Annotated in this window: 13 protein-coding genes; all 13 read left to right on the top strand. The window is 40.1% G+C overall.

Annotated features, from left to right (window positions below; translation table 11 throughout):
• Positions 1–24 precede the first annotated feature (24 nt).
• Complete coding sequence (locus BANVL01_RS01160; protein ID WP_235845454.1) at positions 25–390, top strand: DUF3397 domain-containing protein; 366 nt, start codon at positions 25–27, stop codon at positions 388–390.
• An 80-nt stretch (positions 391–470) separates the two neighbouring features.
• Positions 471–2105 carry a bacillithiol biosynthesis cysteine-adding enzyme BshC gene (bshC, locus tag BANVL01_RS01155; RefSeq protein ID WP_066085070.1) on the top strand — a complete coding sequence of 545 codons (1635 nt, stop codon included), beginning with the start codon at positions 471–473 and terminating at the stop codon, positions 2103–2105.
• 136 nt (positions 2106–2241) lie between these two features.
• On the top strand, positions 2242–2673 hold the full coding sequence (gene mraZ, locus BANVL01_RS01150; RefSeq protein WP_066085075.1) for a division/cell wall cluster transcriptional repressor MraZ: 432 nt from the start codon (positions 2242–2244) through the stop codon (positions 2671–2673).
• A 64-nt stretch (positions 2674–2737) separates the two neighbouring features.
• Entirely contained in the window at positions 2738–3673 is a 936-nt protein-coding gene (gene rsmH / locus BANVL01_RS01145; RefSeq protein ID WP_066085078.1) for a 16S rRNA (cytosine(1402)-N(4))-methyltransferase RsmH, read from the top strand.
• Between the two features lie 21 nt (positions 3674–3694).
• Positions 3695–4054 carry a cell division protein FtsL gene (gene ftsL / locus BANVL01_RS01140; protein WP_066085081.1) on the top strand — a complete coding sequence of 120 codons (360 nt, stop codon included), beginning with the start codon at positions 3695–3697 and terminating at the stop codon, positions 4052–4054.
• Positions 4051–6294 carry a penicillin-binding protein gene (locus BANVL01_RS01135; protein ID WP_066085085.1) on the top strand — a complete coding sequence of 748 codons (2244 nt, stop codon included), beginning with the start codon at positions 4051–4053 and terminating at the stop codon, positions 6292–6294. The genes ftsL and BANVL01_RS01135 overlap by 4 nt, the downstream gene beginning before the upstream one ends.
• 133 nt (positions 6295–6427) lie before the next feature.
• A complete protein-coding gene (locus tag BANVL01_RS01130; RefSeq protein ID WP_066085087.1) occupies positions 6428–8347 on the top strand; it encodes a stage V sporulation protein D in 1920 nt (639 codons plus the stop codon).
• A 191-nt stretch (positions 8348–8538) separates the two neighbouring features.
• The gene (locus BANVL01_RS01125) at positions 8539–9999 is read left to right on the top strand and encodes a UDP-N-acetylmuramoyl-L-alanyl-D-glutamate--2,6-diaminopimelate ligase (RefSeq protein ID WP_066085090.1); all 1461 of its coding nucleotides are present in this window, start codon (positions 8539–8541) and stop codon (positions 9997–9999) included.
• A gap of 2 nt (positions 10000–10001) precedes the next feature.
• The gene (locus BANVL01_RS01120) at positions 10002–10451 is read left to right on the top strand and encodes a hypothetical protein (RefSeq protein WP_066085093.1); all 450 of its coding nucleotides are present in this window, start codon (positions 10002–10004) and stop codon (positions 10449–10451) included.
• Position 10452: 1 nt separating this feature from the next.
• The gene (mraY, locus tag BANVL01_RS01115) at positions 10453–11430 is read left to right on the top strand and encodes a phospho-N-acetylmuramoyl-pentapeptide-transferase (protein WP_066085096.1); all 978 of its coding nucleotides are present in this window, start codon (positions 10453–10455) and stop codon (positions 11428–11430) included.
• On the top strand, positions 11431–12783 hold the full coding sequence (murD, locus tag BANVL01_RS01110) for a UDP-N-acetylmuramoyl-L-alanine--D-glutamate ligase (protein WP_066085100.1): 1353 nt from the start codon (positions 11431–11433) through the stop codon (positions 12781–12783).
• Positions 12784–12854: 71 nt separating this feature from the next.
• A complete protein-coding gene (gene spoVE, locus BANVL01_RS01105) occupies positions 12855–13955 on the top strand; it encodes a stage V sporulation protein E (RefSeq protein WP_066085103.1) in 1101 nt (366 codons plus the stop codon).
• 138 nt (positions 13956–14093) lie between these two features.
• On the top strand, positions 14094–15197 hold the full coding sequence (gene murG / locus BANVL01_RS01100; protein WP_066085104.1) for an undecaprenyldiphospho-muramoylpentapeptide beta-N-acetylglucosaminyltransferase: 1104 nt from the start codon (positions 14094–14096) through the stop codon (positions 15195–15197).
• The last annotated feature ends 56 nt before the right edge of the window (positions 15198–15253 follow it).

Below are 15253 nucleotides of genomic sequence, written 5' to 3'. Positions count from 1 at the left end.
ACTATCTTTTCCTCTATATTAACTGTGGTCTTTACACTGCCGTTTATCGGTTCTATATTAGTGTATTTACTAATAAAATTAATGACAAAAAACAAGCGCAAATCTATTCATAAAGCGTTAGATTATACAACCATTTTATATATTATTTCTGTTCACTTTTTAATTATCACCCTATCGGGGAAATCATTATCGTGGCTAATCATTTTATTTATGATTTTAATTGCAATGGTGTTTGTTGTCGTTCATTGGAAGGTGAAGCAGGAAATCATCTTAAAAAAGGTGGTCAAGGGTTTTTGGCGCTTTAATTTTATTATTTTTTTTCTTGCCTATATTACCTTAACCCTTTATGGTTTAATTTATCGTGCGATAACCTTTACCTTTGTATCTTAAGCAAAAATTTTTTTAAAATGGGTGGGTAGTGGTATACTCGTAAAAGAATGAATTTGGATGAACAGAAAGGAAGTACATGAATGGAGATTTTAAATCTCTCTTTACCAGCAGCCAATCGGTTTGCGTCAAGTTATTTGGAACAATCTGCTGATATTCAGCCTTTTTTTCATTATCGGTTTAATGATCGACACGATGATATGAAAAGAATAGCTGAATTAGCTGGTAGACCGTTTCCGCGCATGGAGGTTGCTGCCCATATTGAGACTTTTATGAAGCGTTTTCCTTCTTCAGATGCTGTTGAGAGGTCTATAGATAAATTAAAACAAAGTAATAGCGTCGTTGTGATAGGCGGACAGCAAGCTGGAATCCTAACTGGACCGCTTTACTCGATACATAAAGTTATTTCGATTATTAAATTGGCAATACAAAAAGAAAGTCAGCTTGGGATTCCTGTTATTCCTGTTTTTTGGATAGCGGGAGAAGATCATGATTTCCAAGAAGTTAATCATTTGTTTGTGCCGGTTGAGCAAAAAACAGACAAATGGACCTATCCGGAAAAAGTTTACCAAAAGAAAATGGTATCAGATATTCATTTAAACAAAGACCTTTGTTATTCATGGGTAAAAAATTTAATTGAAAACTTTGGAGAGACGGAACACACGAAAGAATTATTAGCATTTGCTGAAGCTCAGCTTGTAAAATCGTCCACCTTCGTCGATTTTTTTGCTAATATTATCATGGAATTGTTTAAGGATTATGGGCTTTTAATCGTTGATTCCGGGAACAAGGAATTCCGCCAGTTACAGAAGGAATTCTTAACGGCGCAAATTACTCATCATGATTCGATAACATACTCATTGTTAGAGCAGCAAAAGCAAATAGGTAAAAAGGGTTTTCCCCTTACAATTGAAGCAAGCGAGCAAGCGGCAAACCTGTTCTATTATGATGAAAAAAGAAATGAGCGAATTTTACTTGAATATGATCGCACAATAGATTGTTTTGTGGGTAAAAGTGGCGCTATCTCCTTTTCTAAGGAAGAGTTAGTGGGGCTGGCTGCTGAAAATCCAGCGAAACTAAGCAATAATGTGGTGACGAGGCCGCTAATGCAGGAATGGCTTTTTCCAACCATTGCGTTTATTGCAGGTCCTGGGGAAATTTCGTACTGGGCGGAGCTGAAACTTGTTTTTGAACATTTTAAAATAAGTATGCCTCCAATTGTCCCGCGTTTGAATATTACCTTCCTAGACCGTTCGGTTGAAACAGATATTTCGGAGTTAAATTTGGATTTAGCGGATGTTTTAAGCAGGGGAACGGAAATAGAAAGAGCCAAGTTTCTAGAAGTAATCAAAGATAAAGAATTAGAAGAATTATTTTCAAGGACAAAAGACCTGTTATTAAAGCAGTATCAGCTGATTGAAGCCAAAACAGAGGAGCTAAACCAAGCACTGGTGCCGATGCTTAAGAAGAACGAAAATTACCTGTTAAAGGAAATCAGTTTCATGGAAGCCAAGCTTGAAGGCGCCGTTAAACTGAAACACAATACCCAATTAAGGAAATTTGCCCGGGTCGATCTTGCATTAAGGCCAGATGGCTTTCCGCAAGAAAGAGTTTGGAATATTTTTTACTATTTAAATCAATATGGTCTTAACTTTATTAACGAGATAATGATGCTTTCTTTTGATTTTGATGGCCGCCATAAGGTAATCGCCATTTAGAAAAACTTCACTTTACAAGTGAAGTTTTTTTGTTTTTTAAAAGGATTTTAAACAATTCGGGGCGAATAGTTTAAAAATAGGTGGTGGAAAGTGGGGGAATGTGGTACATTTTTAATAGAAAGTGGGGGTAATGGGTATGTTCATGGGTGAATACCATCACAGCATTGATAATAAAGGCAGGCTTATCGTGCCCTCCAAGTTCCGCGAAGAGCTTGGCGAGATGTTTATCATCACGCGCGGATTGGATCAATGTTTATTTGGTTACCCAGTATCAGAGTGGGGGCTTATTGAAGAGAAGTTAAAAGGCCTTCCGCTGACAAAAAAAGATGCCCGAGCTTTTACCAGATTCTTCTTTTCAGGGGCAACAGAGAGTGAACTTGATAAGCAAGGAAGAATTAATATCCCTGCACCGCTTTTTCAATATGCAAAGTTGGATAAAGAATGTGTCATTTTAGGTGTTTCCAATCGAATTGAAATTTGGAGTAAACAGATTTGGGAAGATTATTTTACACAGTCAGAAGAATCTTTTACGGAAATTGCAGAAAATATGATTGGCTTTGATATATAATGGGAAAGTTATATTAATATATTTTCTCATTATGATCGTTCGATTGGAAAAGGAAGGTACGTAAATGTTTGAACATACAACTGTGTTATTAAAGGAAGCTGTTGACGGATTAAATATTAAGTCAGATGGTATTTACGTTGATTGTACGCTGGGAGGGGCCGGACATAGTGCTCTCATCCTTTCAAAGCTTGGTACGGACGGAAAATTGTTTGCATTTGACCAGGACGAAACAGCTATAGCCCATGCTAAAGAGAGATTATCCGAATACGGAGATCGTTTAATTATTATTAAAAGTAATTTCCTATATTTACAAGAAGAACTTGCGAATCGCGGGATTGAAAAAGTTGATGGTGTTCTTTATGACCTAGGCGTGTCCTCACCGCAATTGGATACACCGGAAAGAGGCTTTAGCTACCATCACGATGCACCACTCGATATGAGAATGGACAATGAAGCAGAGATTTCTGCTTATGATGTCATTAATCATTGGTCATATGAGGATTTAGTACGAATCTTTTTCCGCTACGGCGAGGAGAAGTTCTCTAAGCAAATTACCCGCAAGATAGAAGCTGCCAGAGAGAAAAAACCGATTCAAACAACAGCTGAATTAGTTGAAATTATTAAGGATGCAATCCCTGCACCTGCGAGGAGAAAGGGCGGACATCCCGCCAAACGAATTTTTCAAGCGGTCAGAATTGCAGTCAATGATGAATTAGCTGTGTTTGAACAATCATTAAATCAAGCAATAGATTTGTTAAATCCAGAAGGTCGAATAAGTGTGATTACTTTTCACTCATTAGAGGATCGAATTTGTAAGGCTGCCTTTAAAAAGGCGAGTGAAACCCCTAATTTGCTTCGTGGTTTACCAACCATTCCGGATGAGTATAAACCGCTTTTAAAGTTAATATCTCGAAAACCAATTGTCCCGTCGGAAGAAGAATTAGAGGCAAATAATCGTGCTCGATCAGCTAAATTGCGAGTTGCAGAAAAAAACAAATAAAAAAATCCGGAGGGGAAATGTTTGAGTAATCTTGCCAGGAATTTAGAACGACAACAGAAAGTCGAACACAAAGTCGAAAAACAGAGTCAAATAAAGATTAAAAAATCCTGGCTCACTCCAGGAGAAAAAATTATTGGGATTGCATTTGCCGGTTTGGTTTGTTTTGGCTCTGTCCAGCTCATTTCAAATCAAGCAAAAATTTACAAGGTTAACACTGATATTCAAACAGTCGAGTCACAGGTAAATGAACAGCAGAAGGTAAATAGTGATTTGCAGGTTCAGGTACGTGAGATGAGCACATACGAACGGATTCGCGATAAGGCTAAAAAAATGGGTCTTGAATTAAATCATGATAACGTCAAGGTCGTGCTGGAGAAATGAACAAGAAACAGCCATATATGAATGTGGGAGCAGCGATATTGTTTGTAATATTCGGCCTGCTCTTTTTTGTATTACTATACAGATTCTATTCGATTCAAATCACTGGAGAAGTAGGCGGTCAACCGCTTACTGCTAAAGCGCAGCAGAAATACAGCAAGGAAGGAATGATTCAAGCTGCCAGGGGAGACATCCTTGACCGAAATGGTGAGATTGTCGCTGAGGATGCAGCCGCTTATACCCTTATTGCCATTCTTGATAAGAAAATGACGACGAATTCCAAAAAACCAAAACATGTGAAAGATCCAAGCAAGACAGCGAAACAACTCTCACAAGTCATTGACATGGATGAATCAGAGATTTATAGAATTTTAACGGCAGGGATCAAAAAAGGCAGATTTCAGGTTGAGTTAGGCAAAGCGGGGAAAGATATCAGCCATCAAACAAAGAAAAAAATTGAAGCCTTAGGGCTTCCTGGAATTACGTTTATCCGAGATTCAAAACGTTTCTATCCAAATGGAATTTTTGCTTCCCATTTAGTGGGGTATAAAGAAAGTTTAAAGCAGGATGATGGTACCTATAAAACAGTAAGCATGGGAATCGAAAAACAGATGGATGATGAACTGACAGGGAAAAATGGCAAAATCAATTATGAGAGTGATTTGTGGGGCTATTTACTTCCCGATGGAGAAGAAAAGATTACTCCAGCCCAAAATGGAAATGATATTTATTTAACACTAGATAAGAAGATTCAAACCTTTTTGGAAGACGCCATGGATCAAGCAGTAAAGCAATATAAACCGAAAAAAATAATTGCGATTGTGGCGGATCCAAAAACAGGGCAAATATTAGCGATGGGGCAGCGGCCGACGTTTCATCCGAAGACAAAAGAAGGTATTGATAAAAGCTGGTATAATGAAGCGATTGAAACCTCGTTTGAACCAGGTTCGACGATGAAAATCTTTACCCTTGCAGCCGCCATCCAGGAAAACAAGTTTGATCTAAATGAAAAGTACCCTTCCGGTTCCTATCAGGTGACACCAAAAGACCAAGCCATTCATGACCATAATGGTTCAGGGTGGGGATCAATCACCTATCTTGAAGGTGTACAGCGTTCTTCCAATGTCGCATTTGCCAAAATTGCCAAGGAGAAGTTAGGGTTTGATAAATTTAGAGAGTATTTATCCAAATTCGGCTTTGATAAACCGACAGGGATTGAACTTCCAGGAGAAACATCAGGAAAAATTCAATACACGTATCCGATTGAAAAAATCACTACTGCCTATGGACAGGGAACGGCCATTACGGCGATTCAGCAAATCCAGGCGGCAACAGCGATTGCGAATGATGGGAAGATGTTAAAGCCGCATGTAGTCGAAAAAATTGTTAATCATGATACTGGTAAAACAATTAAGGAAGTAACACCGGAAGTCGTTTCGACACCTATTTCTGCTGCAACTGCCCGCAAGGTTCGGGATATTCTTGAAACGGTTGTGACGTCTCCTAAAGGCACTGGCGGCCGTTACAAAATTGACGGTTACAGTGTAGCAGGTAAAACGGGGACTGCTAATATTCCTGGATCAGGTGGAAGATACTTACAAGGTCCGAATAGTTATATGTTTTCCTTTTTAGGAATGGCCCCGAAGGATAACCCTAAGTTAATTGTTTATGTTGCGGTTCAAGAACCAGAGCTGAAAGGGGAGGAAACGGGTCAAGGAGCGATTCCCGTTTCAGCGATTTTTAATCCCGTTATGCAAAACAGCCTGCATTATTTAAATATCCAGCCATCCACAGTAGTAAAAGCAGCCGTTAATAAATTACCAAAGCTAAAGGGTCAGTCAGTGGAGGAAACGGTCAAAAGTCTTAATGCAAGCGGCTATGATACCGTGGTGCTTGGCAGCGGTACAAAAATAACCGGGCAGCTTCCAGAGGCTGGGACAGCTGTCTTAGAGGGTGAAAAGGTCATCATTCAAACCGATGGTGATTTAATAGCACCTGATATGACAGGATGGTCACTCCGTGATGTGATGAAAATAGCTAATCTCGCCGGGCTTAAGCTCAATCCCAAGGGGAAAGGATATGTTGTCCAGCAAAATCTAAAACCAAAAGCAGTATTACGTGACGGGGATATCCTGATTGTAGATTTAAAAACTCCTGAAGAACAGTGGGAAGAAGCAAAGAAAGCAAACAAAGATGAACAAGGAAAGACAGAGGAAAACTCGGAAGATAAGGTCCAAGATTAACCGTAGATCCCGCTTAATAAAGCGGGATATTTGCATGTCTTGACCTTGAGGCTCCGTTCTAATTAAAAAAGTACAAGCATATAAATGAACGATAATGTTAAGTGAATGCTGAGAAAGGAGAATCATTCATTATATGCGTGTATCTAATGTTACTGTCCGTAAACGGCTAATGATTGCACTATTCATTGGTATATTAACCTTCTTGGTTATTGATGTCCGGCTTGGCTATGTACAATTTGTCCTGGGTGATATGTTAACGGATCGGGCCAAGGGTTCTTGGAGCCGGAACATCCCCTTTGAACCTGAGCGCGGTGAAATTGTCGACCGGAACGGTGTAGCATTGGCAACGAATGTTAGTGCGCCGACCGTTTATGTTATTCCAAGGCAGGTAAAAGACCCGGCAGCCACTGCTGAAAAGCTGGCAGCTGTGTTAAATATGCCAAAAGACAAAGCCTATCGAGAAATAACGAAAAAAGCATCGTCCGTCCGGATAAAGGAAGGCAGAAAAATTTCTCATGAAAAAGCAAAAGAAATCAGAGCACTCGGTCTTGAAGGGGTCTATATAGGTGAAGACTCTAAGCGGCATTATCCAATGGGGAGTTATCTTTCCCATGTCCTTGGATTTGCAGGTGTCGACAACCAAGGTTTAATGGGACTCGAGAAGTACTATGATAAAGAGTTAAGTGGTGAACGCGGGGCTGTTAAATTTTACGCCAATGCTAAAGGTGAAAGAATGAATGATATGGCTGACGATTATGAACATCCAATTAACGGCCTTAATTTGAAACTGACGATTGATTCCAAGATTCAGACCGTTATTGAAAGAGAACTGGACATAGCCCAGGCAAAATATAATCCAGATGGAATTGTCGCAATTGCAATGAACCCAAACAACGGTGAAATATTAGGGATGTCAAGCAGACCGACATTTGATCCAGCAAATTTCCGAAATGTTCCCCAAGAGGTTTATAATCGAAACCTGCCTGTCTGGTCCACTTATGAGCCAGGGTCAACGTTTAAAATCATTACCCTAGCGGCCGCGCTTAATGAAGGGAAAGTGGATCTAGAAAAGGAGCATTTTCATGACTCAGGTTCCGTTCAGATAGCCGGAGCAAGGTTAAAATGCTGGAAAAGGGGCGGTCATGGCGATCAAACCTTTTTGGAAGTAGTCCAAAACTCCTGTAACCCGGGGTTCGTTGCATTAGGTGAGCGTTTAGGAAAAGACAAGCTATTTAAATATATTAAGGATTTTGGATTTGGACAGAAGACTGGAATTGATTTGCAGGGGGAAGGAACCGGGATTTTATTTAATTTAAACCGGGTTGGTCCTGTTGAACAAGCAACCACAGCGTTTGGACAAGGTGTATCTGTCACGCCGATTCAGCAAGTAACAGCAGTAGCTGCAGCCGTAAATGGCGGAATATTATACAAGCCGTTTATTGCCAAAGAATTAATCGATCCGCTGACAAAAGAAGTTGTCATGCGAAATTCTCCCGTTGAAAAAAGAAGAGTCATTACGGAGGAAACGTCCAAAGAAATCAGACATGCCCTCGAAAGTGTTGTTGCTCAAGGAACAGGTGGAAGGGCGTTTGTTGACGGCTATCGGGTGGGCGGAAAGACAGGAACAGCACAAAAAGCACAGGGCGGGCGATATTTAGAAAATAACTTCATCGTTTCTTTTATTGGATTTGCTCCTGCGGATGACCCGCAAATTGTTGTCTATGTTGCGGTTGACAATCCTAAAGGAGTTACTGCCTTCGGGGGTACAATTAGTGCGCCAATCGTTGGCAATATAATGAAAGATAGTCTAACTGCGATGGGGATAGAACCGAGAAAAGAGCAAATTGAAAAGAAAATAAAATGGCCGGATTCTCCTTTAATTAAGCTGCCTGATTTCGAGGGATTATCGAAAGAAGAGCTCCAAGAACAAATTATTAATCTAAGAATTGATGCCAGCGGTGAAGGGGATATTGTTGTGCGGCAATCGCCTGAAGCTGGTACCAAAGTAAAAGAAGGTTCTAAGATTTGGCTTTATTTCGGTAAAGGCGATTAACCTGAATTAGATGTAAGTCATTGAAAGGGCGGCTGGAATCGATTCCGCCGCCGATTTTTTTATTTATCCTGCATAACTAAATAGCAAAATAAAAAGATTTAATGTAAAATAAGATGGAACTTTTGCTAGGAGTTCCTTTAGGTAATGATTAGCAAGAATGAATGTAAGGTCATGAGAGGATTTGAGTTAAAATGAAGCTGCAAGAGCTACTTAAGTCTTTGCATCCAATTGTTCCTTTTACGGGCGAAAACCCGGTTATTACATCGATTGAAAATGATAATCGGAAGGTGCAAAAAGGGAGCTTATTTATTTGTATTAAAGGCTACACCGTGGACGGCCACGATTTTGCGGAATCTGCAGTTGAAAAAGGGGCTGCCGCGATACTTGCAGAGCGCCCGTTATCTTTAGAAGTGCCTGTTTTTGTTGTTAAGGATACAACAAGAGCAATGGCAGTGCTCGCTGATACCTTTTACGAGCAGCCAACGAGAAAACTGCAGTTAATCGGCATCACCGGTACAAACGGAAAAACGACTACCAGTCATTTAATTGAAAAAATATTTGCGGATGCAGGAGAAAAAACAGGCCTGATTGGTACGATGTATACGAAAATTGCTGACAAGACATTGGAGACCAAAAACACAACACCAGAGAGCCTGACACTGCAAAAGACGTTTCGGGAAATGGTGGGAGCCGGCGTCAGTTTAGCAGTCATGGAGGTTTCCTCTCACGCTCTCGACCAAGGTAGAGTCCATAGATGTGATTATGATGTGGCGGTATTTACTAACCTAACGCAGGATCATCTTGATTACCATAAAACAATGGCGGAATATCAGCGGGCCAAGAGCTTATTATTTGCCCAACTTGGCAATACCTTTGATAATGGTAAACCTAAATATGCTATCATAAATGCTGATGACCCTGCTTCAGAAATGTTAACAAGGTCAACGGCGGCAAATGTTATTACATATGGAATTGATGAAAAGGCGGATATTCAAGCAAAAAATATTCAAATGACTCCTAAAGGGACTAAATTTGAAATTTTGATTGAAGATGCCAGCTATCCAATCAACATACAGTTTCTTGGGAAATTCAGTGTTTATAATGTTTTAGCAAGTTTTGCGGCCGCATTAGTTTCCGGGATTGGAATCAACGACATTATCGCATCCATTGAGAGTATGGAAGGGGTAGCTGGAAGGTTTGAGCTTGTGAACGCCGGCCAAGAATATACGGTAATTGTTGATTATGCCCATACACCAGATAGCCTGGAAAATGTGTTAAACACAATTCAGCATTTTGCGAAGAAAAGGGTTTTCGTGGTCGTAGGCTGCGGCGGCGACCGAGATAAAACGAAACGGCCTTTGATGGCACAGATTGCCTGCGAGCTTTCAACCGATCCAATTTTCACCTCGGATAACCCAAGAAGTGAAGAACCGCTAGCAATCCTAAAGGATATGGAAGCAGGAGTAGAAGGTGAAGCCTACCAAGTCATTCCTGACCGTAAAGAGGCAATTAAAACAGCTGTCAGTCAGGCATCAGCAGGGGACGTTATTTTAATTGCCGGAAAAGGACATGAAACCTATCAAATAATAGGCAATGTTGTTCATGACTTTGATGACCGGCTGGTGGCAAGGGAAGCAATCGAGGTGAGATAGGGATGTATTTATCTAGTAAAGACATAGCTGTCTTGTTCAATCATCAACGAGGAATGAACGACGACTTTTCGTTTAATACGATTACAGACAAAGCAAGTTTTTCGCAGCCCAAGGGTTTATTTGTCCGATTAAACAAGGAATCAGGGGAACTTTCGGAAGCCATTGCAAATGGAGCCATCGCAGCCATTTGGGATGATGATGAAAAGCTGCCGCAATATACACCAAACCATTTTCCGGTTTTCTTTACCAATGATTCAGCGGAAGCAATAAAAGAGCTAATAAAAATATATAATGAAAAATTAGATGGAGAAATGAATAGTAAAATGGAGATAACTAACTTTAAATTTTCAAATAAAAAACTTCTTAATAAAAATAAACAAACATATGATATAGCTGTGATATTAGAAAAACTAACAAATAAAATGGCACTAAATAAGGAGAGGAGGGGATAAAATGAAGGAGCAAGTTATTTTTTTCACAATTATTATGGGCTTTCTTATATCGGTCTTACTTTCTCCGATTTTTATTCCCTTCTTAAGAAGATTGAAATTTGGACAAAGCATTCGGGAAGAAGGTCCTAAATCACATCAAAAAAAATCAGGAACCCCAACAATGGGCGGGGTAATGATTTTATTTTCAATCATTATTACGACACTTGTCATGATTGGGAAATACTCAGATCAAATACCAGTTACCGTGTTTTTACTGCTGTTTGTTACATTTGGTTTCGGTTTGCTTGGTTTCTTGGATGATTTTATCAAAGTAGTCTTAAAACGAAATTTAGGGTTAACATCAAAGCAAAAGCTTTTAGGTCAAATTATTATATCGATTATTTTTTATCTAATCTATAAACATACCGGACAATCAACCGAAATCAAACTTCCGTTTGGTGATTACTCGTTTGATCTTGGCTGGTCCTATGTATTTTTAATCATTTTCTGGCTGGTTGGTTTTTCAAATGCAGTCAATCTGACAGATGGTCTTGACGGCCTGGTGTCTGGCACCGCAGCCATCGCATTCGGTGCATTTGCCGTTCTGGCTTGGAATCAAAACAACTTTGAAATTGCTATTTTCTCGGTAGCTGTGGTTGGGGCAGTCTTGGGTTTCTTGGTATTTAACGCCCATCCTGCTAAGGTGTTCATGGGGGATACAGGATCACTTGCCCTTGGCGGCGCCATCGCAGGTATCGCGATATTAACCAAACTTGAACTTTTGCTAATTATTATTGGTGGAGTATTTGTTATCGAAACGTTATCGGTTATCCTCCAGGTCGCATCTTTTAAGACGACGGGTAAGCGAATTTTCCGAATGAGCCCTTTGCATCATCACTACGAATTGGTCGGCTGGTCGGAATGGCGAGTTGTCGTTACCTTCTGGAGCGTAGGAATCATATTGGCAGTACTAGGAATCTATATTGAGGTGTGGTTGTAAGTGAAGCAGATTGATTTGTATCGTCATAAGAAAATCCTTGTTCTTGGGCTGGCAAAAAGTGGGGTAACCGCTGCTGCTCTTTTACATAAACTTGGGGCATTTGTTACCGTTAATGATAAAAAACCTTTCTCGGAAAATCCTGAGGCACAGGGATTATTAGAGCAAGGAATTAAAGTGATTTGTGGAGACCATCCGATTGAGCTATTGGATGAGGGCTTTGAGCTTATTGTAAAAAATCCCGGCATTCCTTATAATAACCCAATGATTGCCGGTGCGATTGAAAAGGAAATTCCTGTTATTACGGAAGTAGAGCTTGCTTATCAAATATCAGAAGCTCCTTTTATCGCGATTACAGGGACAAATGGAAAAACAACAACAACAACACTTATTTTTGAAATGTTGAACCAAGGAAACAAACAGCCGTTAATTGCTGGAAACATTGGAACAGTGGCATCAGGTGTAGCACAAAAGGCGACGAAGGAAAATACGATTGTGATTGAATTATCGTCGTTTCAGCTAATGGGAATTGACACCTTTAAACCTAGAATTGCCATTATCACAAACCTTTATGATGCACATTTGGATTACCATGGAACTAGAAGAGAATACATGGCGGCAAAGTCGAATATTACGAAAACGCAAACGGAACTGGAATATTTAATCATAAATGCCGATCAGGAAGAAACACTTGAAATTGCCCGCCATTCCAAAGCGAAGATAATTCCCTTTTCTACAAAGAAACAGCTGTCTGAAGGTGCGTTCATTAGCAATGGCTGGATTTGTTTTAATGATGAGCAAATAATGGAGATTGAAAAAATAGCTTTGCCTGGCGTACATAATCTCGAAAACATTTTATCCGCTATGGCAGCCGCCAAGCTTTCCGGTGTAGAAAATAGTGCGATTCAAGAAGTGCTGCAAGCCTTTACGGGTGTTAAACATCGTTTGCAATATGTTACTGCAGTGAATGGCAGAAAATTTTATAACGACTCAAAGGCCACGAATATTTTAGCAGCCATCAATGCTCTTGCCGCTTTTGAGGCGCCAATTATTTTACTCGCAGGCGGACTTGACCGCGGCAATGAATTTGATGAACTGCTTCCTTATTTAAAAAATGTTAAAGCATTGATTACATTTGGAGAGACGGCTCCAAAGATTGAGCGGATTGGAAGCAAGGCTGGAATAAAAACAATCAAGCGTGTCGATAATGTTGACAAGGCGGTGCCCGAGGCTTATCGTCACTCTGAACCAGGGGACATCGTTTTATTATCTCCTGCCTGCGCAAGCTGGGATCAATATAAAACTTTTGAAGTCAGGGGAGACATTTTTATCGAAGCGGTGCATAAGCTTAAGTAAGGGCTTGTCTCACCTAGTATCCACATCTGTGGTCCTGCTAAGCCCCAATACTCGCAGTTGAGGTGGATAGTGTGCCGACAAAGAGAACTACTCCTGATTTTATTTTAATGATCGTAACCTTCACGCTGCTGGCGATCGGGTTAATCATGGTTTACAGCGCAAGTGCGATTTGGGCTGAATATAAATTTCATGATTCCTTTTTCTTTGCAAAAAGGCAGACCTTGTTTGCCGGAGTCGGAATTGCTGCCATGTTTTTTATTATGAATATCAACTACTGGACATGGAGAACCTGGTCGAAAACAATCATTATTGTTTGTTTTGTGCTGTTAATCCTCGTCTTAATTCCTGGAATAGGAAATGAGCGGAATGGGTCAAGGAGCTGGATTGGGGTTGGGGCTTTTTCGATTCAGCCTTCAGAATTTATGAAGCTGGCGATGATTGCTTTTTTGGCAAAATTTCTCTCTGAACGGCAAAAGCTGATTACCTCGTTTAAAAAAGGTCTCATCCCTTCTTTAGGGCTTGCATTTTTAGCCTTTGCCATGATCATGCTCCAACCGGATTTAGGCACAGGAACCGTTATGATGGGTACATGTGTGGTCATGATTTTCATCGCAGGTGCACGCATTAGTCACTTTGCTTTCTTAGGGCTTCTGGGAGTTGCTGGCTTTATCGGCTTAATAGCTTCCGCTCCATATCGAATAAAGAGAATTACCTCATTTTTAGATCCTTGGTCAGACCCACTCGTGAGTGGATTTCAAATCATTCAATCGCTTTACGCAATCGGCCCTGGTGGATTATTTGGACTTGGCCTTGGTCAAAGCAGACAAAAGTTTTTTTATCTGCCTGAACCACAAACAGATTTTATCTTCGCAATCCTCTCTGAAGAATTAGGATTTATTGGCGGTTCGTTCATTTTACTCTTATTTGCGCTATTATTATGGCGCGGTATCCGGATTGCTCTTGGCGCACCAGATTTATATGGAAGCTTTCTTGCGGTTGGGATTATCGCCATGGTAGCCATTCAGGTTATGATTAATATCGGTGTCGTAACAGGGCTTATGCCGGTAACCGGCATAACACTGCCATTTTTAAGCTATGGGGGCTCATCATTGACCTTAATGCTAATGGCTATCGGTGTCCTCCTTAACATTAGCCGGTATTCAAGATATTAAAAATGATACCCTGTTCTCTGGCAGGGTTCTTTTTTCGTTACATTTAGATAACAATCTTTTTTCATTTGCTTTTTTTACTCTGTTTTTATAGTAAGATAGGTATGCAATCAGGTGTTAAATAGTTAATGAGGTGGAAAAATGAAAATAGTCGTAAGCGGCGGCGGGACTGGCGGACATATTTATCCGGCACTCGCACTAATTAGGGAAATTCAAAAAGAGAACAAAGATGCAGAATTTCTATACATAGGTACAATAAATGGCTTAGAAAGTAAACTCGTTCCTAGGGAGAATATCTCATTTAAATCGATTCATATTACTGGATTCAAGAGAAAGCTGTCCTTTGAAAATGTAAAAACGATTTTTCGATTTCTGAAAGGTGTAACAGATAGCAAAAGAATATTAAAAGAGTTTAAGCCTGACATTGTCATTGGAACTGGCGGATATGTGTGCGGACCTGTGGTATATGCGGCCGCTAAACTGCGAATTCCAACCATTATTCATGAACAAAATAGTGTACCCGGCCTGACAAATAAATTCCTGAGCCGATATGTGAATAAAATTGCGATATGCTTCGAAGAGGCTAAAAATTATTTTCCAGGAGATAAGGTCGTATTTACTGGGAATCCACGGGCATCTGAGGTAATTGGCAAGGATGGGATAAAAGGCCGGCTGTCAGCAGGACTTAGTACAACCATGCCTGCTGTCCTAATCTTTGGAGGCAGCCGTGGTGCCAGGCCAATCAATGAAGCGGTAGTTAAGGCATTATCAGAATTGGCAGAAAAGCCTTATCAAGTTCTCTATATTACTGGCGATGTTCATTATGAAGCCGTCAAAAAGGAAGCAGAGTTAATTGGAAGTCCGAAAAATGTCGTGATAAAACCGTTTATTCATAATATGCCCGAGGTTCTTGCCGGTATTGATTTGGTTGTCTCAAGAGCTGGCGCAACAACACTGGCAGAAATAACCTCACTTGGCATTCCAAGCGTTCTTGTCCCGAGTCCGTATGTTACCAATAATCATCAAGAGAAGAACGCTCGATCCTTAAGTAACCATGGTGCGGCAGAATTACTTTTAGAAAAAGATTTAAATAGTAAAAGTCTGGTCAACTCCATTGATCAAATTCTTTTAAATAATGAAATTGTAAAAGAGATGAGAGTAAAGGCGAAAAAAATCGGAGTTCCAGATTCAGCAGAGAAGCTTTACGCATTAATGAGACAGCTTGTTAAAGAAAAACAAAAGTAGCCCAAATCGATTTTGGTGCATAAACTAAAGTTAAGTGTATATTGGAAAGTTAGGTG

Origin of the sequence: Neobacillus novalis NBRC 102450 (genome assembly GCF_001591805.1) — a bacterium.
Taxonomy (GTDB): Bacteria; Bacillota; Bacilli; order Bacillales; family Cytobacillaceae; genus Neobacillus; species Neobacillus novalis.
Note: the sequence above shows the minus strand (reverse complement) of the source record. Positions and strands in the feature narration are given on the sequence as shown.

What these genes read in the sequence shown, in the direction of transcription:
- bshC (WP_066085070.1), top strand. Translation starts at nt 471, where the DNA reads ATGGAGATTTTAAATCTCTCTTTACCAGCAGCCAATCGGTTTGCGTCA.
- mraZ (WP_066085075.1), top strand. Translation starts at nt 2,242, where the DNA reads ATGTTCATGGGTGAATACCATCACAGCATTGATAATAAAGGCAGGCTT.
- rsmH (WP_066085078.1), top strand. Translation starts at nt 2,738, where the DNA reads ATGTTTGAACATACAACTGTGTTATTAAAGGAAGCTGTTGACGGATTA.
- BANVL01_RS01135 (WP_066085085.1), top strand. Translation starts at nt 4,051, where the DNA reads ATGAACAAGAAACAGCCATATATGAATGTGGGAGCAGCGATATTGTTT.
- BANVL01_RS01130 (WP_066085087.1), top strand. Translation starts at nt 6,428, where the DNA reads ATGCGTGTATCTAATGTTACTGTCCGTAAACGGCTAATGATTGCACTA.
- BANVL01_RS01125 (WP_066085090.1), top strand. Translation starts at nt 8,539, where the DNA reads ATGAAGCTGCAAGAGCTACTTAAGTCTTTGCATCCAATTGTTCCTTTT.
- BANVL01_RS01120 (WP_066085093.1), top strand. Translation starts at nt 10,002, where the DNA reads ATGTATTTATCTAGTAAAGACATAGCTGTCTTGTTCAATCATCAACGA.
- mraY (WP_066085096.1), top strand. Translation starts at nt 10,453, where the DNA reads ATGAAGGAGCAAGTTATTTTTTTCACAATTATTATGGGCTTTCTTATA.
- murG (WP_066085104.1), top strand. Translation starts at nt 14,094, where the DNA reads ATGAAAATAGTCGTAAGCGGCGGCGGGACTGGCGGACATATTTATCCG.